Annotated in this window: 19 protein-coding genes; 1 reads left to right on the forward strand and 18 read right to left on the reverse strand. The window is 66.5% G+C overall.

From position 1 onward, the window contains the following. Positions 1-2: 2 nt before the first annotated feature. The 18 genes from ABLE91_RS14995 to ABLE91_RS15080 form a co-directional block, all read right to left on the reverse strand. Complete coding sequence (locus tag ABLE91_RS14995) at positions 3-770, reverse strand: biotin--[acetyl-CoA-carboxylase] ligase (protein ID WP_348931845.1); 768 nt, start codon at positions 768-770, stop codon at positions 3-5. 3 nt (positions 771-773) lie between these two features. Further along, positions 774-2,204: an NADH-quinone oxidoreductase subunit NuoN gene (nuoN, locus tag ABLE91_RS15000; protein ID WP_348931847.1), complete on the reverse strand. Its 1,431-nt coding sequence runs from the start codon at positions 2,202-2,204 to the stop codon at positions 774-776. Between the two features lie 14 nt (positions 2,205-2,218). After that, positions 2,219-3,733: an NADH-quinone oxidoreductase subunit M gene (locus ABLE91_RS15005; RefSeq protein WP_348931848.1), complete on the reverse strand. Its 1,515-nt coding sequence runs from the start codon at positions 3,731-3,733 to the stop codon at positions 2,219-2,221. A 2-nt stretch (positions 3,734-3,735) separates the two neighbouring features. Continuing rightward, on the reverse strand, positions 3,736-5,661 hold the full coding sequence (gene nuoL / locus ABLE91_RS15010) for an NADH-quinone oxidoreductase subunit L (RefSeq protein ID WP_348931849.1): 1,926 nt from the start codon (positions 5,659-5,661) through the stop codon (positions 3,736-3,738). A gap of 4 nt (positions 5,662-5,665) precedes the next feature. After that, a complete protein-coding gene (nuoK, locus tag ABLE91_RS15015; protein WP_348931851.1) occupies positions 5,666-5,974 on the reverse strand; it encodes an NADH-quinone oxidoreductase subunit NuoK in 309 nt (102 codons plus the stop codon). Between the two features lie 10 nt (positions 5,975-5,984). Continuing rightward, positions 5,985-6,596 carry an NADH-quinone oxidoreductase subunit J gene (locus ABLE91_RS15020; RefSeq protein WP_348931853.1) on the reverse strand — a complete coding sequence of 204 codons (612 nt, stop codon included), beginning with the start codon at positions 6,594-6,596 and terminating at the stop codon, positions 5,985-5,987. Between the two features lie 187 nt (positions 6,597-6,783). Continuing rightward, entirely contained in the window at positions 6,784-7,272 is a 489-nt protein-coding gene (gene nuoI, locus ABLE91_RS15025) for an NADH-quinone oxidoreductase subunit NuoI (RefSeq protein ID WP_348931854.1), read from the reverse strand. Positions 7,273-7,312: 40 nt separating this feature from the next. Then, positions 7,313-8,332, reverse strand: coding sequence for an NADH-quinone oxidoreductase subunit NuoH (nuoH, locus tag ABLE91_RS15030; RefSeq protein ID WP_348931856.1), 1,020 nt, complete (start codon positions 8,330-8,332; stop codon positions 7,313-7,315). Positions 8,333-8,346: 14 nt separating this feature from the next. Beyond that, positions 8,347-10,434, reverse strand: coding sequence for an NADH-quinone oxidoreductase subunit NuoG (gene nuoG / locus ABLE91_RS15035; RefSeq protein ID WP_348931858.1), 2,088 nt, complete (start codon positions 10,432-10,434; stop codon positions 8,347-8,349). Continuing rightward, positions 10,431-10,781, reverse strand: a complete 351-nt coding sequence (locus ABLE91_RS15040; protein ID WP_348931859.1) for a pentapeptide repeat-containing protein — start codon at positions 10,779-10,781, stop codon at positions 10,431-10,433. The genes nuoG and ABLE91_RS15040 overlap by 4 nt, the downstream gene beginning before the upstream one ends. A 5-nt stretch (positions 10,782-10,786) precedes the next feature. Further along, positions 10,787-12,088, reverse strand: coding sequence for an NADH-quinone oxidoreductase subunit NuoF (nuoF, locus tag ABLE91_RS15045; RefSeq protein WP_348931861.1), 1,302 nt, complete (start codon positions 12,086-12,088; stop codon positions 10,787-10,789). Positions 12,089-12,091: 3 nt separating this feature from the next. After that, complete coding sequence (gene nuoE, locus ABLE91_RS15050) at positions 12,092-12,955, reverse strand: NADH-quinone oxidoreductase subunit NuoE (RefSeq protein ID WP_348931863.1); 864 nt, start codon at positions 12,953-12,955, stop codon at positions 12,092-12,094. Further along, the gene (locus tag ABLE91_RS15055; protein ID WP_348931864.1) at positions 12,955-13,338 is read right to left on the reverse strand and encodes a hypothetical protein; all 384 of its coding nucleotides are present in this window, start codon (positions 13,336-13,338) and stop codon (positions 12,955-12,957) included. Before ABLE91_RS15055 ends, nuoE begins: the two co-directional genes overlap by 1 nt. After that, positions 13,335-14,543 (reverse strand): NADH-quinone oxidoreductase subunit D, encoded by a 1,209-nt coding sequence (locus ABLE91_RS15060; RefSeq protein ID WP_348931866.1) that lies wholly within the window; start codon positions 14,541-14,543, stop codon positions 13,335-13,337. The genes ABLE91_RS15055 and ABLE91_RS15060 overlap by 4 nt, the downstream gene beginning before the upstream one ends. Before the next feature lie 11 nt (positions 14,544-14,554). Then, complete coding sequence (locus tag ABLE91_RS15065; protein ID WP_348931868.1) at positions 14,555-15,181, reverse strand: NADH-quinone oxidoreductase subunit C; 627 nt, start codon at positions 15,179-15,181, stop codon at positions 14,555-14,557. Positions 15,182-15,239: 58 nt separating this feature from the next. Further along, on the reverse strand, positions 15,240-15,821 hold the full coding sequence (locus ABLE91_RS15070) for a NuoB/complex I 20 kDa subunit family protein (protein WP_348931870.1): 582 nt from the start codon (positions 15,819-15,821) through the stop codon (positions 15,240-15,242). After that, entirely contained in the window at positions 15,812-16,177 is a 366-nt protein-coding gene (locus ABLE91_RS15075; RefSeq protein WP_348931872.1) for an NADH-quinone oxidoreductase subunit A, read from the reverse strand. Before ABLE91_RS15075 ends, ABLE91_RS15070 begins: the two co-directional genes overlap by 10 nt. A 322-nt stretch (positions 16,178-16,499) precedes the next feature. Further along, positions 16,500-18,896: a response regulator gene (locus ABLE91_RS15080; RefSeq protein WP_348931874.1), complete on the reverse strand. Its 2,397-nt coding sequence runs from the start codon at positions 18,894-18,896 to the stop codon at positions 16,500-16,502. Positions 18,897-19,260: 364 nt separating this feature from the next. On the opposite strand from ABLE91_RS15080, the gene ABLE91_RS15085 reads away from it, so the two are divergent. Next, positions 19,261-20,808 carry a flagellar biosynthetic protein FliO gene (locus ABLE91_RS15085; RefSeq protein ID WP_348931876.1) on the forward strand — a complete coding sequence of 516 codons (1,548 nt, stop codon included), beginning with the start codon at positions 19,261-19,263 and terminating at the stop codon, positions 20,806-20,808. Positions 20,809-20,846: the final 38 nt, after the last annotated feature.

The raw sequence follows: 20,846 nt of genomic DNA on the forward strand, positions 1-20,846 counted from the left end.
AACTATTCCCCCTTCGGCAGGGAAACGTCCCCCGCGGTGATAATTTCCGCGATGCCGTCCTTCCGGCGCAGCATCATGGCGCCCCGCGCATCGATGCTCTCGAACCGGCCTGTCACTTCCCGCTCGCCCACCTTCACGATCACCGTGTCGCCGATGGCAAGGGCATGCCGCATCCATTCGGTGCGCACGGACGCAAAGCCGTTGCCGCCATTCCACTGGTTGAGCCGCACCGCCATGGCGGTGTCGAGAGCCTCCAGCACCCGGTCCGGCGCGGTGGGCGCGCCCGCCTCTTCGAGGCTGGTCGCCGGATAAGGCAGGTCCTCGGGATGGTGCAGGCAGTTCACGCCGAATCCCACCACGGCGCAGGGCCGCCCCGCAGGGTCCGCGCCGCCCTCCACCAGAATGCCGGCCAGCTTGCCGCCATTGAGGATCAGGTCATTGGGCCATTTGAGCTTCAGCGCGTCGGTGGGCAGCAAGGGCGCGGCCACCATGACCGCATCGCGCAGCGCGAGGCCGGCGACAAAGCAGAGCTGGGCGAGATTGGCCACGGGCGCCGGGTTGGGCAGGACGAGGGTGGCGAAGAGGTTGCCCAGTTCGCTGGTCCAGGGGCGCCCGCGGCGGCCACGGCCGGCGGTCTGAATGTCGGCCACGAGCCACACGGGCAGGGCCTCGCCGCGCGAAAGCCGCGCGAGGCCCTCGGCATTGGTGGAGCCAATTTCCGTGAAGCGAACGATGGGGACGGTGGAGCTTTGGAACCTTTGTAAGGCCATCTGTCAGAAAAGCGCCCGCGCAGCCGCGCCGGCCGCATCGATGAGAGGGGCCGGCCACAGGAAGTAGAAGACAGTGAACAGGCCCGACACGCCGAGCACAGCCTTAAGCTCGCCAGGCATGGGATCAAACGCGTCTGCCGGTTCGTCGAAGTACATGATCTTGACGATCCGCAGATAATAGTACGCCCCGACCACCGAAGCGAGCACGCCGATGATGGCGAGCCCATAGAGGCCCGCCTGGATGGCGGCGAGGAAGACGTAGTATTTCGCGAGGAAGCCGGCAAGCGGCGGAATTCCGGCCAGCGAGAACATGAGGCCGGCGAGCGCCAGCGCCATCATGGGCCGGGTGCGGGCAAGGCCCGCCAGCTCGTCCACATTCTCCACAGCACGGCCGTTGCGGCGCATGGCGAGGACGCAGGCGAAGGAGCCCAGCGTCATGGCCACGTAGATGGCCATATAGACCATCACGCCCCGCACGCCCTGGGGCGTGGCGGCAGCCAAGCCCACAAGGGCGAAGCCCATATGGCCAATGGAGGAATAGGCAAGCAGTCGCTTGATGTTGCGCTGGCCGATGGCGGCAAAGGCGCCGAGCACCATCGAGGCCAGCGAGACGAAGGCGATGATCTGCTGCCACTGATGGGCAACGTTGGGCAGCGCCTCCACCGCCACGCGGATGAAGACCGCCATGGCCGCGACCTTGGGCGCGGTGGCGAAGAAGGCGGTGACCGGGGTCGGGGCGCCCTCATACACGTCCGGCGTCCACATGTGGAACGGCACGGCCGAGACCTTGAAGCACAAGCCCGCCATCACGAACACGATGCCGAAGACGAGGCCCAGCGTCGGCGTGGTGGCCGCCTTGGCGATGGCGTCGAAATTCACCGTGCCGGTGAAGCCGTAGAGCAGCGAGGCGCCATAGAGCAGCATGCCCGAGGAGAGCGCGCCGAGGACGAAATATTTCAGGCCCGCCTCGGTGGAGCGGATCGAATCCCGGTTGATGGCCGCCACCACGTAGAGCGACAGGCTCATCAGCTCCAGGCCGAGATAAAGCGCGATCAGGTCGCCCGCCGACACCAGCATCATCATGCCCAGCGTGGCGATGAGGATCAGGACCGGATACTCGAACTTGTTCTGCTGCTCGCGGTTCAGCCAGTCCACCGACATGATGAGCGAGGCCGTGGCGCCCAGCAGCGCCAGCGCCTTCATGAAGCGGGCGAAGGGATCGAGCACCAGCGAGCCGCCGAAGGCGGTGATGGTATGCCCCGGCCCGAGGAGCACCAGCACGCCCGCCGTCGCCAGTACCGCGATGGCGAGCCCTGTCACGAGATTCGCCGAAGTCTCGCCCCGCACCGCGCCAAGCAGCAGCAGCGCGATGGCCGCGAGCGCCAGGAGCACTTCGGGAAGGACGGCGCCGAGCGGCGGCAGGAGGGAGGACATCGGGCGACCTCGGATCAGAAGCTGAGCAGCAGCGAGGCGGTCTTCACCGCCTGGGCCACGGAATCGGTGCGGGCGACCACGGCGTTCACCGCCGTGGAGGTCATGTCGAGGATGGGGGCCGGCCAGAAGCCGAACAGGATGGTGAGCACCACCAGCGGCACCATGATCACCACCTCGCGGGGGCTGAGATCGAGGATGCCCTTCAGGCTGTCCTTCTCCAGCTTGCCGAAGATGACGCGCCAGTAGAGCCAGAGCGCATAGGCAGCCGAGAGGATGACGCCCGTGGCCGCGAAGAAGGCGACCCAGGTGTTGCGCTCGAACACGGCGAGCATGGTGAGGAACTCGCCCACGAAGCCCGACGTGCCCGGCAGGCCCACATTCGCCATGGTGAACACCATAAGCGCCGTGGCGTAGAGCGGCATGCGGTTCACGAGCCCGCCATAGGCCTTGATCTCGCGGGTGTGCATGCGGTCGTAGATGACGCCCACGCACAGGAACAGCGCGCCCGAGACGAAGCCGTGGGAGATCATGAGGAACATGGCGCCCTGGAGGCCCTGCTCGTTCATGGCGAAGATGCCCATGGTCACGAAGCCCATATGGGCGACGGAGGAATAGGCGATCAGCTTCTTGATGTCGTCCTGCACCAGCGCCACCAGCGAGGTGTAGATGATGGCGATGACGGAGAGGGTGTAGACCAAAGGCGCGAACAGGTGCGACGCCTCCGGGAACATGGGCAGCGAGAAGCGGATGAAGCCGTAGCCGCCAAGCTTCAGCAGCACGCCGGCCAGGATCACCGAGCCCGCGGTGGGCGCTTCCACGTGGGCGTCGGGCAGCCAGGTGTGCACCGGCCACATGGGCATCTTCACCGCGAAGGAAGCGAAGAAGGCGAGCCACAGCCAGGTCTGCATGCCACTCGGGAAGCCGTGGGTCATGAGGGTCGGCACGTCGGTGGTGCCGGCCTGCCAGTACATGGCCATGATGGCGAGCATCATCAGCACGGAGCCGGCGAGGGTGTAGAGGAAGAACTTGAAGCTCGCATAGATGCGGCGCGGGCCGCCCCAGATGCCGATGATGAGGAACATCGGGATCAGGCCGCCCTCGAAGAAGAAGTAGAAGAGGACGAGATCGAGCGAGCAGAAGGTGCCGACCATGAGGGTCTCGAGCACCAGGAAGGCGATCATGTATTCCTTCACCCGCTTATGCACGCTCTCCCAGGAGGCGAGGATGCAGAAGGGCATGAGGAAGGTGGTGAGGATGAGCAGCGGCAGGGAAATGCCGTCGATGCCCATGTGGTAGGCGGCGATCTCGCCCAGCCACGGGTGCTTCTCCACGAACTGGAAGCCCGGCGCCGAATGGTCGAAGCCCGGCAGCAGCAGCAGCGAGACGATGAAGGTGACGAGCGTGGTCCACAGCGCCACCCAGCGGGCGTTGCGGGCGACGACCTCCTCGTCGCCGCGCACCACGAGGATGAACAGCGCGCCGACGATCGGCAGGAAGGTGATGACGGAGAGGATCGGCCAGGTGGTCATCGTCACACTCCGGCGAACATGAACCAGGTGATGAGCGCGGCCACGCCGATCAGCATCACGAAGGCATAGTGATAGAGGTAGCCGCTCTGCAGCCGCACCACGCGGCCGGTCACGTCGAGCACGCGGGCGGAGACGCCATCCGGCCCGATGCCGTCGATGATGCGCCCGTCACCCTGCTTCCAGAGCACGCGGCCGGCCCACAAGGCCGGGCGCACGAACAGGAAGTCGTAGATCTCGTCGAAATACCACTTGTTGAGCAGGAACTTGTAGAGCGCGTCCTGGCTGTGGGCGAGCCGCGCCGGCAGGCTGCGGTCCACCATGTAGAACCAGTAGGCGACCCCGAGGCCGAGCACCATCATGATGGTGGGCATGTAGACCGCCCAGCCCGGGATCTCGTGCATGGTGTGGAGGATGTGGTTCTCCGCCCCCATGAAGATGGCGTGGCGGAAGAAGTGCTCCACGTCATGGCCCGCGAACTGGTTGTAGAGCGCAAAGCCCGAAATCACCGAACCAACCGCCAGGATGCCCAGCGGGATGGTCATGGTCAGCGGCGATTCATGCGCCGCCTCGTAATGGTGATGGTCGTGCGGATGGCCATGGAAGGTGAGGAAGACGAGGCGCCAGGAATAGAAGGAGGTCAGCGCCGCCGCCGCCACGGTCATGATCCAGCCGTAGAGGGCGAAGTGGTTGGTGGACGCCCAGGCGGATTCGATGATGGCGTCCTTGGAATAGTAGCCGGCGAGGAAGGGGAAGCCGGTGATGGCCAAGGTGCCGATCAGCATCATGGCGTAGGTGAAGGGGATCTTCTTCCAGAGCCCGCCCATGTTCCGCATGTCCTGCTCGTGGTGCATCGCATTGATGACCGAGCCGGCGCAGAGGAACAGCAGCGCCTTGAAGCAGGCATGGGTGAGCAGGTGGAACATGCCGATGGAATAGGCCCCTGCCCCCATGGCCACGAACATGTAGCCGAGCTGAGAGCAGGTGGAATAGGCGATCACCTTCTTGATGTCGTTCTGCACCAGGGCGACGGTGGCCGCGAACATGGCCGTGGTGCCGCCGATCACCATCACCAGCTCAAGGGCGGTGGGCGAGAGTTCGAAGATAGGCGACATGCGCGCCACCATGAACACGCCGGCGGTCACCATGGTGGCCGCATGGATGAGAGCCGAGACCGGGGTCGGGCCTTCCATGGCGTCCGGTAGCCAAGTGTGCAGGAAGAACTGGGCCGACTTGCCCATGGCGCCGATGAACAGGAGGATCGCGATCACCGTCGGCGCATCCCAATGATGGCCGAGGAAGTCGATGGTCTTGCCGGCGAGCGAAGGCGCCTGCGCGAACACGGTCTCAAAATTCACCGCGCCGGTCATCACGAAGATGGCGAAGATGCCCAGCATGAAGCCGAAATCACCGATGCGGTTCACCACGAAGGCCTTCATGGCGGCGGCATTGGCCGAGGGCTTCTCATACCAGAAGCCGATGAGCAGGTAGCTCGCGAGGCCCACGCCCTCCCAGCCGAAGAACAGCTGGAGCAGGTTGTCCGCCGTCACCAGCATGAGCATGGCGAAGGTGAAGAGGGAGAGATAGGCGAAGAAGCGCGGCCGGCTCGGATCCTCGTGCATGTACCCCATGGAATAGAGGTGCACGAGGGAGGAGACGGTGGTGACCACGATCAGCATGATCACGGTCATGGTGTCGACGCGGAACGCCCAGTCGATCTTCAGGTCGCCCACATAGATCCACCGCATCACCTGGACGCGCGTGTCATGCTCGCCGAAGCCCACGCTGACGAAGGCGATCCAGGCGAGGAAGCAGGCGATGAAGAGGAAGGAGGTGGTCACCACCTCCGAGGCGCGTGCGCCGATGAGCCGGCCGAACAGGCCGGCAATGAGGAAGCCGATGAGGGGGAGGAAGACAATCGCCTGATACATGGCCTCAACCCTTCATGGCGTTGATGTCCTCGACGGCGATCGAACCGCGGTTGCGGTAATACACCACGAGGATGGCGAGCCCGATGGCCGCCTCGGCGGCTGCCACCGTCAGCACCAGGAGCGCGAACACCTGCCCCACGATGTTGCCGAGGAAGGCGGAGAAGGAGACGAGGTTGATGTTCACGGCGAGCAGGATCAGCTCCACCGACATCAGAATGACGATGACATTCTTCCGGTTCAGGAAAATGCCGACCGTGCCGAGCGTGAACAGGATCGCCGCGACGGTGAGGTAGTGGGAAAGCCCTATTTCCATCTTTCCCTCCTCAGATGCCCTGCCCGGGGCGCACCTTGACCACGTCCATCGCGGTCTCGGGCGTCCGGGCAACCTGGGCAGAGATGTTCTGGCGCTTCACGTTGGTCTTGTGGCGGAGCGTCAGCACGATGGCGCCGATCATGGCCACCAGCAGCACCATGCCGGCCGCCTCGAAGAAGTAGACATAGTCGGTGTAGAGCACCCGGCCGAGCATCTGCGTGTTGCTCAAGCCGGCCGTGGCTTGGGCGATCTGCGGCGCGGTGGCAACCGTCGAAGAGGTGGCCCAGCTGCCCACCACGAGCACCAGCTCGGCCAGGAAGATCACGCCGATGAGCGCACCGATGGGCAGGTATTGCAGAAAGCCCTGTCGCAGCTCGACGAAGTCCACGTCGAGCATCATCACCACGAACAGGAACAGCACCGCCACCGCGCCCACATAGACCACCACCAGGATGAGCGCGAGGAACTCCGCGCCGATCAGGATGAACAGGCCCGCCGCATTGACGAAGCAGAGGATGAGGAAGAGCACCGAGTGGATGGGATTGCGCGAGGCGATCACCATGAAGGCGGACGCCACCAGCACGCCGGCGAAGAGATAGAAAAACGCTGCCGCGACACTCATGCGCCGAGCCCCCTCTTGCGCGGCGCGCCTGCGCCGATCCTCTTCGCGGTTGCCTGTGGCCGCATGCGGCCGCCGGCCCGTCGATAGCCCGTACACATGACAAAAGTCCACTCGTCTGAGGCGCCCGCAGGACACGGCCGCCGCCCAATCCCATTCAGCCACCCACCCGGCGGGCAGCTCCCCAAGCTCAACGGTACGGCGCGTCCAGCGCGATCGCCTGCGCGATCTCGCGCTCCCAACGGTCGCCGTTCGCCAGCAGCCGTTCCTTGTCGTAGTAAAGTTCCTCGCGGGTCTCGGTGGCGAACTCGAAGTTCGGCCCCTCGACGATGGCATCCACCGGGCAGGCTTCCTGGCAGAAGCCGCAATAGATGCACTTCACCATGTCGATGTCGTAGCGGGTGGTGCGGCGCGTGCCGTCATTGCGGCGCGGGCCGGCCTCGATGGTGATGGCCTGCGCCGGGCAGATGGCCTCGCAGAGCTTGCAGGCGATGCAGCGCTCTTCCCCGTTGGGATAGCGGCGCAGCGCATGCTCGCCGCGGAAGCGCGGCGAGATGGGGTTCTTCTCGAACGGATAGTTGATGGTCGCCTTGGGCGCGAAGAAGTAGCGCATGGCGAGGAAGAAGCCGGAGACCAGCTCCGTCAGGAAAATGGCGCGCGCCGCCTGGTCGAGCTTCATGGCCTAGCTCCGGTCGGTTGCGGACGGGAAGACGGGCGGATCATTGCGGCGCCGTCCCCGTGAAGTGCAGGACACTCGCCACCACCACCACGGCCACCAGCGAGATGGGCAGGAACACCTTCCAGCCGAGACGCATGAGCTGGTCGTAGCGATAGCGGGGCACCATGGCCTTGGCCATGGCGAACAGGAAGAACATGAAGCACAGCTTCAGCACGAACCAGATCACGCCCGGCACCCAGGTGAAGGGCGCAAACGGCAGCGGCGAGAGCCAGCCGCCCAGGAACAGGATCGTGCCCATGGCGCACATGGTCATGATGGCCACGTACTCACCGAGCATGAAGAGCAAGTACGGCGTGGAGGAGTATTCCACCATGAAGCCCGCGACCAGCTCGGATTCCGCCTCCACCAGGTCGAAGGGCGGGCGGTTCGTCTCAGCGAGTGCTGAGACGAAGAATATCACGAACATGGGCAGCAGCGGCAGGAAATACCAATTGAGCAGGCCGAGCGGCCCGTCCTGCGCCTCGACGATCTTGGAGAGATTTTGGGAGCCCGCGCACATGAGCACGGTGATGATCACGAAGCCGATGGAGACCTCGTAGGACACCATCTGCGCTGCCGAACGCAGGGCCGCCAGGAAGGGATACTTCGAGTTGGACGCCCAGCCGGCCATGATGATGCCGTACACGCCCAGCGAGGAGATGGCGAAGATGTAGAGGATGCCCACGTTCAGGTCGGCGATCACCCAGCCGTCGGCGATGGGCAGCGCCACCCAGGCGGCGAGCGCCAGCACGCAGCTCAGCAGGGGTGCCAGCAGGAACAGCGCCTTGCTGGAGCTGGACGGGATCACCGGCTCCTTCAGCACGAACTTGAGCAGGTCCGCGAAGGATTGCAGCAGGCCGAACGGGCCCACCACGTTCGGGCCCCGGCGCATCTGCACCGCCGCCCAGATCTTGCGGTCCGCAAGCAGGATGTAGGCGATGAAGATCAGCAGGGCGACCAGAAGCGCGAGGCTCTGCCCCGCGATGATCGCCACCTTCAGAAGAGTGTCCTGCCAGGTCATTATCCGCCCCGCCCTTACTCTGCCGCCACGGCGGTCGCCCCGCCCAGCCGCAGCGCCGAGCACTCGGCCATGACGGCGGAGGCGCGGGCGATGGGGTTGGTGAGGTAGAAATCCTTGATCGCGAGGCCGAAGGCGGCCTTCTCTGTCGTGCCACCCTTGGCCGACAAGGCCGTGACGGCGGCAGCGTCCGCCGGCTCCAGCCCATCGGTCCGCCCGAAATGGGGGTGGGCCGCGACTAAGGCCGCACGCAGCGCGAACAGCGTGTCATAGGGCAGCTTCTGCCCCAGCACTTCCGACAGCGCGCGCAGCACCGCCCAGTCCTCGCGGGCATCGCCGGGCGGGAAGGCCGCGCGGTTCGCGAACTGCACCCGACCTTCGGTGTTCACATAGAGGCCGGACTTTTCGGAATAGGCCGCGCCGGGCAGGATCACGTCGGCGCGGTGCGCGCCGCGATCACCATGGGTGCCGATATAGATTGTGAAGGCGCCCGGCGAGACATCGATCTCATCGGCGCCCAGGAGGAAGGCCACGTCCAGCGCGCCCGGTGCCGCCATGGCGAGCGCATCCAGGGCGCCGTCCGCGGGCACGCAGCCCACGTCCAGCGCACCCACGCGGGCGGCGGCGGTGTGGAGCACCGCAAAGCCGTTCCAGCCGTCCTTGACCGCACCGACCGACACCGCGAGGCGGGCGGCGAGCGAGAGCACGGCGGCCCCGTCCGGACGGCCAAGAGCGGCCTGCCCGACGATCACCAGCGGCTTCTCGGCGGATTTCAGCGCATCGGCGAAGGTGCCGGAGCCGGCGAGGTCCGCCAGGGTCTCCGGGCCGGCGCCGAGATACTCATAGGGATAGGTCAGATCCACCGACGTGCCGACGAGGCCGATCTTCAACGCCCCCGCCGCCGCGCGCCAGCGCTTGCGGATGCGGGCATTGATGACGGGCGCTTCGTGGCGCGGGTCGGTGCCGATGAGGAGGATGGCGTCCGCTTCCTCGATCCCGTCAATACCGGGATTGAAGATGTAGGCGGCCCGGCCGAGCGCCGGGTCCAGCGCCGCGCCGTCCTGCCGGCAGTCGATATTGCCCGAGCCGAGCTTGGCCAGCAGAGCCTTCAGCGCGAAGGCTTCTTCGGCGCTGGCGAGATCGCCGACGATGGCGCCGATCTTGGCCGGCGCCGTGCCCTTCACCTTGGCGGCGATGGCGTCGAACGCCTCGGTCCAGGTGGCAGGCGTGAGACGACCGTCTCGGCGCACATAGGGGCGATCGAGGCGCTGGGTCTTCAGGCCGTCCCACACATAGCGGGTCTTGTCCGAGATCCACTCCTCGTTCACCGCCTCATTGGTGCGGGGAAGGATGCGCATCACCTCGCGGCCGCGGGTGTCGATGCGGATGTTGGAGCCGGCGGCATCCATCACGTCGATGGATTCGGTCTTCACCATTTCCCAGGGACGGGCATGGAAGGCCATGGGCTTATGGGTCAGCGCGCCCACCGGGCAGAGGTCCGCCACATTGCCCTGCATCTCCGAGCGCATGGCGTGCTCGAGATAGGTGGTGATCTCCATGTCCTCGCCGCGGCCGATGGCGCCGAGGTCGGGCACGCCAGCAACTTCCGTGGAGAAGCGCACGCAGCGGGTGCAGTGGATGCACCGGTTCATGGAGGTCCGCACCAGCGGGCCGATATATTTGTCTTCCACCGCCCGCTTGTTCTCGGCAAAGCGCGAGGTGTCGACGCCATAGGCCATGGCCTGGTCCTGCAGGTCGCACTCGCCGCCCTGGTCGCAGATGGGGCAGTCCAGCGGGTGGTTGATGAGCAGGAACTCCATCACCCCTTCGCGGGCCTTCTTCACCATGGGGCTCTTGGTGAGCACCACGGGCGGCTCGCCGTTCGGGCCGGGGCGCAGGTCTTTGACCGCCATGGCGCAGGACGCGGTGGGCTTGGGCGGCCCGCCCTTCACTTCCACCAGGCACATGCGGCAATTGCCGGCGATGGACAGCCGTTCATGGAAGCAGAAGCGCGGAATCTCCACCCCCGCCGCCTCGCACGCCTGCAGCAGCGTGAACTCGGCGGGGACGTCAACCTCGGTGCCGTCGACGATGATCTTGCTCATTGTGCGTTCGCCTCGCGGCCGGCAGCGCGCGCTTCCCACGCGGCCAGAAGTTCGGTCACATCGACCCCGTTGATGGTCATGCCCTCCATCCGGCAGTCGGCGATGACGGCGCCGGCCAGATTGGCATTCTTGACCCTCAGGCCGGACAGATTGGCGTTCTCAACCCATAGGCCCGACATGTTGGCATCGTCGAAGCTGGATCCGGAGACATTCACGTTGTGATACCGGCCACCGCAGAGATTCACGTTCTCCGCGGTCACGCCCGACAGATTGACGTCATCGAACACCGATCCCGAAAGATCACTCTTCGTGACCGACAGCCGGTGCTTCTCCTGGTCGATGCGCATCGACATCACTCCGCCGCCACGAGAACGGGGTCAGGGTGCGGGTTGGCCGCATACTGGTCGATGCGCTTCTCGATCTCGTGACGGAAGTGCCGGATCAGGCCCTGCACTGGCCACGCGGCGGCATCGCCCAGCGCGCAGATGGTGTGGCCCTCGATCTGGGTGGTCACTTCCAGCAAGGCGTCGATCTCGCGCTTCTGGGCGCGGCCTTCCGCCATGCGGTGCAGCACGCGCCACATCCAGCCCGTGCCTTCGCGGCAGGGCGTGCACTGGCCGCAGCTCTCATGCTTGAAGAAGTAGGAGATGCGCGCGATCGCCCGCACCACGTCCGTGGACTTGTCCATGACGAGGATGCCGGCTGTGCCGAGGCTCGACTTCACCGCTCGGGTGCCGTCGAAGTCCATGATCAGGTCTTCGCACTGATCCGCCGGGATGATGGGGCACGAGGCGCCGCCGGGGATGATGGCGAGGAGATTGTCCCAGCCGCCGCGGACGCCGCCGCCGTGCTTCTCCACCAGTTCCTTGAACGTGGTGCCCATGGCGTCTTCCACGACGCAGGGCGTGTTCACGTGGCCGGAAATGCCGAACAGCTTGGTACCCACATTGTTCGCCCGGCCGATGCCGGCGAACCAGGCCGCGCCGCGCCGCAGGATATCCGGGGCAACCGCGATGGATTCCACGTTGTTGACCGTGGTGGGGCAGCCATAAAGGCCCATGTTTGCAGGGAATGGCGGCTTCAGCCGCGGCATGCCCTTCTTGCCTTCCAGGCTCTCCAGCAGCGCCGTCTCTTCGCCGCAAATATAGGCACCGGCACCATGATGCACATAAAGATCAAAGGGATAGCCGTGGACGTTATCCTTGCCTATGAGCTTTGCCTCATAGGCCTGATCGATCGCGGCTTCCAGCTGCTCGCGCTCGCGGACATACTCGCCGCGCACATAGATGTAGGCCGCGTGCGCGCCCATGGCGAAGCAGGCGATCAGGCAGCCCTCGATCAGCAGATGCGGATCGTTGCGCATGATCTCCCGGTCCTTGCAGGTGCCGGGCTCGGATTCGTCTGCGTTCACCACGAGATAGTGGGGCCGGCCGTCCGACTGCTTGGGCATGAAGGACCATTTCAGGCCCGTCGAGAAGCCCGCGCCGCCACGGCCGCGCAGGCCGGACACCTTCATCTCGTTGATGATCCAGTCGCGGCCCTTTTCCAGGATGCCCTTGGTGCCATCCCAGTTGCCGCGCGCCAGGGCGCCCTTCAGCCCCCAGTCATGGATGCCGTAGAGATTGGTGAAGATGCGGTCCTTGTCATGGAGCATGGCTCACTCCTCCGGATCGCGCACGCCGGTGCCGGTCTTCGGCGCCCTGCGCTTGGAGCCCGTCACGGAGGGGCTGCTCTCCTGGGCGGCGACAGCCACCTCCTCGCGTTTCTCCCGCGTGTCCTTCCCGTTGATGGCCTTCTCCTCCTTGGCGGAGGCGGCGGCGAGCGGGTCGGCGGGGGTCGGCGTTGCCGTGGAAGGCTTTGCAGCCTCCTGCAGATCGGGCGTCTCCGCGCTCACGCCGCTGGCCGGGGCCCTCGGGGCATAGAGGGCGGGGTCGGTGAGCGTGGTCGGGCCGCCGAGGGGCGCCGACATCTGCCGGCCGTTCTGCGAGCCCGTCTTCACCGGCTTGCCGGCGCGCAGATCATCGAGGATCTGGCCAAAGACCTCGGGGCTGAGGTCTTCGTAATAATCGTAATTGATCTGCACCATGGGGGCATTGGCGCAGGCGCCGAGGCACTCCACCTCCAGCCAGGAGAGCGCGCCGTCCTCGGAAACGTGGCGCTCGGGGCCGATCTTGCGGCGGCAGACATCCTTCAGCTCTTCCGCGCCCTTCAGCATGCAGGGCGTGGTGCCGCAGAGCTGCACGAAGTGGCGCCCCACCGGCTCCAGGTTGAACATGGTGTAGAAGGTGGCGATCTCCATGACGCGGATGTTCGCCATGTCGAGACGCTGAGCCACCGCGCGGATCGCCGGCTCCGGCAGCCAGCCACCCGCCTGCTCCTGCGCCTTCCACAGGAGCGGGATCACCGCGCTCGCCTGCCGGCCCTCGGGATATTTGGCGATCTGGCGGTCGATCCACGCCTCATTCTCCGCCGTGAAGGCGAAGCTTTCGGGTTGGACGGCTGCGAGGCGGCGGACGGACATCAGGGTCTTCCCGAAGTGACGATGCGACAGTCGTTGTAGATCCCGCCCACCTGGCCGATGCCGCAATCGGCGTAGACGCCATCCTTGTAGAGGCGCACCGCGCTGGCATGGCCCACATGGGCGAACGCGCCACGGGTGCCGGGGATGCCGCTCTCAGGGATGATGGCCGCGTTGACGGGGGTCCAGCCGGTCTCGAGAAGGCTGTACATGGTGATGCGCTCCACCACCACCGCGCGCGGCGGGGGGGCGGGCACGGCCACGGGCACCACCACGTCGATGGGGGTCTTCACCACCACCGCGGACGGCGTGATCACCAGAGGATCGGCAGCGAAAGCGGAGGTCGCGCAGATAAGCGCGGCGGCAGTGCTGATGAGTGTCTTCAACGGTCCACCTCCCCGAACACAATGTCGAGGGAGCCCAGCACCGCCGAGACGTCGGCGAGCATGTGCCCGCGACAAAGGAAGTCCATGGCCTGCAGATGGGCAAAGCCGGGTGCGCGGATCTTGCAGCGATAAGGCTTGTTGGTGCCGTCCGCCACCAGATAGACGCCGAACTCACCCTTCGGCGCCTCCACGGCGGCATAGACGTCGCCTTCCGGCACGTGGAAGCCTTCCGTGTATAGTTTGAAATGGTGAATGAGTGCTTCCATGGACCGCTTCATCTCGCTGCGCTTGGGCGGCGTGACCTTGTGGTCGAGGGAATGCACCGGGCCGGGCTCCTTCAGGAGGCGCTCGACGCATTGCTTCATGATCTTGATGGACTGGCGCATCTCTTCCATGCGCACCACGTAGCGGTCGTAGCAGTCGCCGTGCTTGCCGATGGGGATGTCGAAATCCAGCTCGGAATAGCACTCATAGGGCTGCGCACGGCGCAGGTCCCAGGCGGCACCGGAGCCGCGCACCATCACGCCCGAGAAACCCCAGGCCATGGCGTCCTCAAGGGTCACCACGCCGATATCGACGGTGCGCTGCTTGAAGATGCGGTTGCCGGTGACGAGGGCGTCCAGGTCGTCCAGCAGCGCGAGGCACGGATCGCAGAACGCGCCGATGTCCTCGACGAGCTTGGTGGGCAGGTCCTGGTGCACGCCGCCCGGCCGGAAATAGGCCGCGTGCATGCGGCTGCCGGAGGCGCGCTCATAGAACATCATGAGCTTTTCGCGCTGCTCGAAGCCCCACAAAGGCGGGGTGAGCGCGCCCACGTCCATGGCGAAGGTGGTGACGTTCAGGATGTGCGACAGAAGCCGCCCGATCTCGGAATACAGCACCCGCACCAGCTGGCCGCGCTTCGGCACCTCCAGCCCCAGCAGCTTCTCCACCGCGAGGCAGAAAGCGTGCTCCTGGTTCATGGGCGCGCAATAATCGAGCCGGTCGAAATAGGGCACGGCCTGGAGATAGGTCTTGGCCTCGATCAGCTTTTCAGTGCCGCGATGCAGCAGGCCGATATGCGGATCGACGCGCTCCACCACCTCGCCGTTCAGCTCCAGCACCAGGCGCAGCACGCCGTGGGCCGCGGGATGCTGCGGGCCGAAATTGATCTGGAAGTTGCGGACCGGAGCGGCGGGCCGGGGGCTATCGAGGGTATGGGCCATGGGTCGCTCCTTCAGCCCGCCTTCGGGGCGCCGGGCTGCGGGGCAGCCTTCTCGTCGCCGGGCAGCACGTACTCGACACCCTCCCAGGGGGAGAGGAAGTCGAAATTGCGGAACTCCTGGGCGAGCCGGACCGGCTCGTAGACCACGCGCTTGGCCTCGTCGTCGTAGCGCACCTCGACGAAGCCGGTCAGCGGGAAGTCCTTGCGCAGCGGATGCCCGTCGAAGCCGTAATCGGTGAGCAGGCGGCGCAGCTCGGGATGGCCGGTGAACAGGATGCCGTACATGTCGTAGGCCTCCCGCTCGAACCAGTTGGCGCCCGCATACACCGAGCAGATGGAGGGGACGGTGGTGGTCTCGTCGGTCTCCACCTTCAGGCGGATACGCAGGTTCTGCTTCATGGAGAGCAGGTGGTAGACGACGTCGAAGCGATTCTCGCGGGCGGGATAGTCCACGCCGCAAATGTCGATCATGCAGGCGAACAGGCAGCTCGGATCGTCGCGCAGGAAGGTCGCGACCTTGACGATCTCGCCGCGCTCCACCTCAAGCGTCAACTCGCCGAAGGCGATGTTGGAAGCGCGCACAGCGCTGCCCAGCACACCGGAGATGTGGGCCGCCAGGTCCTTCAGGGTCTCGTCCATCTGCATCTTCCCCGCGCCGCCCGGAAGCCGGCTTCCCGGCGGCGATAGCTTGGCGCGATCAGCGTTCGATGGTCCCGACGCGGCGGATCTTCTTCTGGAGAAGAAGGACGCCGTAGAGCAGCGCTTCCGCGCTCGGCGGGCAGCCGGGCACGTAGATGTCCACCGGGACCACCCGGTCGCATCCGCGCACCACCGCGTAGGAATAATGGTAGTAGCCGCCGCCATTGGCGCAGCTGCCCATGGAGATGACGTAGCGCGGCTCCGGCATCTGGTCGTAGACCTTGCGGAGCGCGGGGGCCATCTTGTTGGTCAGCGTGCCGGCGACGATCATCACGTCCGACTGGCGCGGCGAGGCGCGCGGCGCGAAGCCGAAGCGCTCCACGTCGTAGCGCGGCATGGAGACCTGCATCATCTCCACCGCGCAGCAGGCGAGACCGAAGGTCATCCACATGAGCGAGCCGGTGCGCGCCCAGGTGATGAGATCATCGGCGGTGGTGATGAGGAAGCCCTTGTCCGCGAGCTCGGCGTTGATCTCCTTATAGAAGGGATCATCCGCGCCCACGGGGCGGCCGGTGGAAGGGTCGATGATGCCCTTGGGCGCCTGAGCGACCATGGGCGAGGTGGCAGGGGTCAATCCCATTCGAGTGCTCCCTTGCGCCATTCGTAGATGAACCCGACCGTGAGCACGCCGAGGAAGATCATCATGGACCAGAAGCCGAGGTCGCCGAGGCCACCGAACGAGATCGCCCAGGGGAAGAGGAAGGCGACTTCCAGGTCGAAGATGATGAAGAGGATGGAGACGAGATAGAAGCGCACGTCGAAGGTCATGCGCGCATCGTCGAAGGCGTTGAACCCGCACTCATAGGCCGAGAGCTTTTCCGGGTCCGGCTTGCTGTAGGCAACAAGGAACGGCGAGATCAGGAGGGCGAGCCCGATGACCAGGGATACGCCGATGAAGATCACCACCGGCAGGTAGTCCTGCAGCAAGAGATTCATGTCCGCACCTCGGGGCGCATTGGGCGATCCGCTTGAAGCGTTACCGCGCCGGCCTCGGTTGGAGGAATTCGAAACGAGCGAGGCTTATCGCAGTGCCAGATGGGTGGCAAGAGCGCTCTGCCGACCGTCATCTTTTCCCTCCTATTGCACCGCAAAAATGTGTCATCCTGCGGTCGCAAAAGGCCAATTCCTACTCTGAATTATGTATTCCAAGGCGGATTTTCAATCCCGCCCCGCTGCGGCGCGGCGATGGCGAGGGCGCCCCGGGAGAGCGGAGGTGCGACAGTATGGCCCGGCGCCTGTCCACCGCTCTCGCGCGGGGTCAGGCGCCGTTCGCTTCCTTCACCGCCGCCACCAGCTGCTTCAGGGAGAAGGGCTTCGGCAGAAAGGAGAATTTCTCCCCTTCCGCGAGATTCTTGCCGAACGCTTCCTGCGCATAGCCCGAAATGAAGATCACCTTCAGGCCCGGATCGCGCCCACGCAGTTCCTTCAAGAGAGTCGGCCCGTCCATCTCGGGCATCACCACGTCGGAAACGACGAGATCGATGCGCGTGCCGGCCTTGTCCATGGCCTCCAGCGCCTCCGCCCCGCTCGCGGCCGCAATCACGTTGTAGCCGCGGGCAATCAGGGCGCGGGAGGCGAATGCGCGCACCGCGTCCTCGTCCTCCACCAGCAGGATGGTCCCCTGCCCCGTGAGATCGGCAGCGCGCGCGTCCGGCTCGACGGGCACCGGCAAGGCATCCTCGGTGGTGCGCTCGTGGCGGGGAAGGAAGACGCGGAACACAGTGCCCCGCCCCGGCACGCTCGCCGCCAGGATGTTGCCGCCGGTCTGCTTGACGATGCCATAGACGGTCGAGAGGCCGAGGCCAGTGCCCTTCCCTACCTCCTTGGTGGAGAAGAAGGGCTCGAAAATCTTGTCCATGATCTCCGGCGGAATGCCCGTTCCGGTGTCCGACACCTCGATGAGCACGTAGTCGGCGGACACGAGCGTGCCCGCATCGCCGTAGATGGCGCACTCCTGAGCCGGCACATTGGATGTGCGCAGAGTGAGCAAGCCCCCGCCCGGCATGGCATCGCGGGCATTGACGGCGAGGTTCACCACCACCTGCTCGAACTGGTTCACGTCCACCTTGACCGGCCAGAGGTCGCGCCCGTGCTCCACCTTCAATTCGATGCTCTCGCCGATCAGGCGGCGCAGCAGCATGGACAGGTCGGACAGGACGTCGGTGAGATGGATCACCTGCGGACGCAGGGTCTGCCGCCGCGAGAAGGCGAGAAGCTGGCGCACCAGCCCGGCCGCCCGGTTCGCGTTCTGCTTGATCTGCATGATGTCCGGGAAGGACGGGTCGCTCGGCCGGTGATTGGCCAAAAGCAGATCGCAATAGCCGAGGATGGCGGTGAGGACGTTGTTGAAGTCGTGCGCGACGCCGCCGGCCAATTGGCCGATGGCCTGCATTTTCTGAGACTGGGCGAACTGGGCCTCCAGGGCCCGCTGGGCGGTGGTGTCGACCGCATAGACGGCGATTCCCGAGACACCCGGCCCGAGCATGGCCGCATACAGCCGCGCCGAGCGCCCGCCATCTCCGGCGATCGAGGCTTCCACGGGCGTCACAGGGGCCTGCCCGGCGACGGTATCCTTCAGGAGGCGCTCCACCGCCTGTCCGTCGCGCTCGACCACGAGCCGCTCCAGCTTGGCGCCGATCACCGCCGCGCCGCTGCCGGCGAACAGGCGGGCGAAGCTGCCGTTGGCTTCCACCACCCGCCCGGCGCGGTCGACGCTCGCCATGGCCAACGGAGAGCGGGTGAAGAAGGCGGCTTCCGCCCCGCTCGCAAGCGATGGCGGCGCGAGGGACTGCACCGGCTGAAGCACCGGGGCGCGCGGCACGGCCGCCAGCACGCTTTCCCCGCCCGGCCGCCCGCCGATCCAGACATGGGCCGGCCATGTGGAGCCGTCCTTGCAGATGAAATCCACGTCGATGCCCGCCGAACCCGCTTCACCCTGGGTGAGGGCCTTCAGCACCGCCGACTCGCTCTGCGGGTCCACCAGTTCGGCAAAGGGCACGCCCGCCGTCCCCCATTCGGCAAGGTCATAGCCGAGCCAATGGGCGAAGGTGCCGTTGGGAACCCGGCCCTCCTGGGGGGACAGGAGGAGGAGACCCACCGGAGCCGTCTCCCACAGCGTGGTGAGAATGGCGGCCCCGTCCGCATCCGCCGCGGCCAGATTCGCACCGGAGGCCACCGCCGGAGCCGCGCGGGACTGGCGCTGCCCGGCCGGCACGCCGGAAAGCCGCCCGCTGGCCTCGCCGAGGCTCAGCACCCAGACCACGCGCCGCAGTCCCTCCAGAGGATGTACCGCCGCCACAAGCCGACGGCCGCCGGGCTCGGGGTCGAAGGGGAACATCTGCACGCCATGCGTGCCGTCTGCGATGGCGCGCAGCAACGCCCCTACGGGCCCTTGAGAACCGGGAATGCGGCTGAGAAAGCGTTCGGGCGTGGGCGCCTGGCCCTCATTGCTCCGGCTCAGGCGCAGATAGGGGGCATTCACCTCCACAAGGCGCTCGCCGTCCTCGACGAGCGCGACCGCATCGCTGGTGGCGCCAAGGAGCGTGCGCGCCAGATCGTCATTGCGGCGCTCGTCACCGCGCCAGATGCGGACGGAGGAGGTGATGAGGGAAAAAATGCCAATGGCGGCCAACGCAGCAAGCGTCGCAGTCAGCACTGGGCCGCCGCCATCCTGGAATACCGCCCCGATTAACCCCCCGGCAAACGCCGCACCCCCCACCATGAGGCGCTGGAAGCCATATCTTTGCGGCCGAAACAGGCTGGTCGCACCCTCCGCGCGATCACCGCGCGCGCCAGTCATCATGAATATTCCTTCTGATCGTGCCGCTTGGCCCGTCCCACCCTCAAGCTGCAGACTCCTGGAAATTAACGCAAAGTTACGGCATTGGTTGAATTATTGACCAGATGGTCAAGAATTTCTTTGCGCGCGACTCCGGATGCCGCGCGCTTATGTTGCTGTATGGGGATGGCCGTCTTTTGACAATGCAGGCCGGTGCCGCACACAGCGAAGAGGAGACATGATGTTGCAGGACCTGCTTGGAACGCAGCTCGATCTGCCGGTCAGGGTGGCAATTGCTGCCATCGTGATCGTTGCCCTGCTCGGGCTGACCGTTCTCATCGTGCGCCGCCTCAGTGGCGGCGGGCACGGCAGCGGCGGCCGCTCCCGACAGGCGCGCCTTGCGGTGCTCGACAGCGTCGCCGTGGATCAGCGCCGCCGGCTCGTTCTGGTGCGGCGGGATGATGTGGAACACCTCCTCCTCCTCGGCGGCGCGGTGGATCTGGTGGTGGAGCCGGGCATCAGCCGTGGCCTGACGCGCGATGCCATTGCCGCCCGGGATGCCGTCCAGCGCGAGACGACGCAGCTGCGTGAGCCGCCTGCGCCCCGCGAGGCCCTGCCGCGCCGGGCCGCTGCCCCTTCCCTGACCCCGCCGGCTCCCTCCCTCACCGCGCCGCCTCCGGCCGCCGAGCCGACCCCGGCGCCTCCCGAGCCTGCCGCGCCGGCCGCGGAGCCCCAATCCCAGCCCGCCGAACCGGCGGCGCCCGCCCTCGAACCCCGCCGCCCCCTGACCGCGCGCCGTCCGCTGCGTCCAGAAGGCGAGGCGGCCCCCCGCCCGATCCGGCCCGTCAGTCTTCCCGAGCGCCCGGCCCGCACACCGTCCAGCTTCACCAGCAGCCTGCGCCGGGTCCCCGCAACCGGCGAGGCCAAGCTGGCCGAGGCGGTCGCCGAGCCCGCGCCTGAGCCGGCCGTTGTGGCCCCGGCCATCGAACCAATGGCTCCCGTTGCGGAAACGCCGGCGCCCATTCCTTCGGTCGAGGCACCGGAGCCCGTGGCAGCCGCGCCGGAACCCGTCGCCACCGCGCCCGAGCCCGTGGCCGTCGCACCGGAACCGGTTGCGCCTCCCCAGGAGCCGGCCACGCCCGAGGTCCAGGAGGAGCCGCCGGCGCGGCGCATCCCCATGTTCAGCCTGAGCCGGCCGACCCGCAGCGCCCCCCCTCCTGAGGGGCGTAGCGAACCCCAGATCGGCGACATGGCGAACCGGCTCGATACCGCGCTGGGGCAGGCGCTGGAGACACCCGTCGTCCCGCAGCCGAAGCGGGCGGAGGTTGCGCCGGCCGAGGCCCCGCCTCCCCCTGCCCCGCGCCTGACCCCCGCGCGCTTCTCGCCGATGATGCGCGCGACCGTGCCCTCGATGATGACGCCCGCTCCGGCTGCTCCGGCGGCTCCTCCCGTTGAGCCGCCCGTCGCTCCTGCACCGGCAAGCGAGCCGGGCGTGGTGGTGCAGGATGCCATCGTTTCGGACACGGTGGTCCAGGTGCCCGATGTCGGGCATCACGAAAACGATCTGGTGCGCGAGCTGGAACTGACGCTGGCGCGCGACGCGGAAGCGGAAGAAAAGGCGCGCGCGGAAGCGCTGGTGCCCGAAACGCCCGTCGGCGAGGCCGCCGCCCCGTCCCAGCCCGCAGCCCCTCCCCCGGCCGAAAAGCCGGCGGACAAGGGCGACCCGTTCGAGGATCTGGAAGCCGAGATGGCGACGCTGCTGGGCCGCCACCCCGCGTCGCGCCAGTAACACCAAGCTTCAGCCCAAACGAAAAATGCCCCGGACGT

Origin of the sequence: Aquabacter albus (genome assembly GCF_040049275.1) — a bacterium.
In the GTDB taxonomy this organism is placed as follows: domain Bacteria; phylum Pseudomonadota; class Alphaproteobacteria; order Rhizobiales; family Xanthobacteraceae; genus Aquabacter.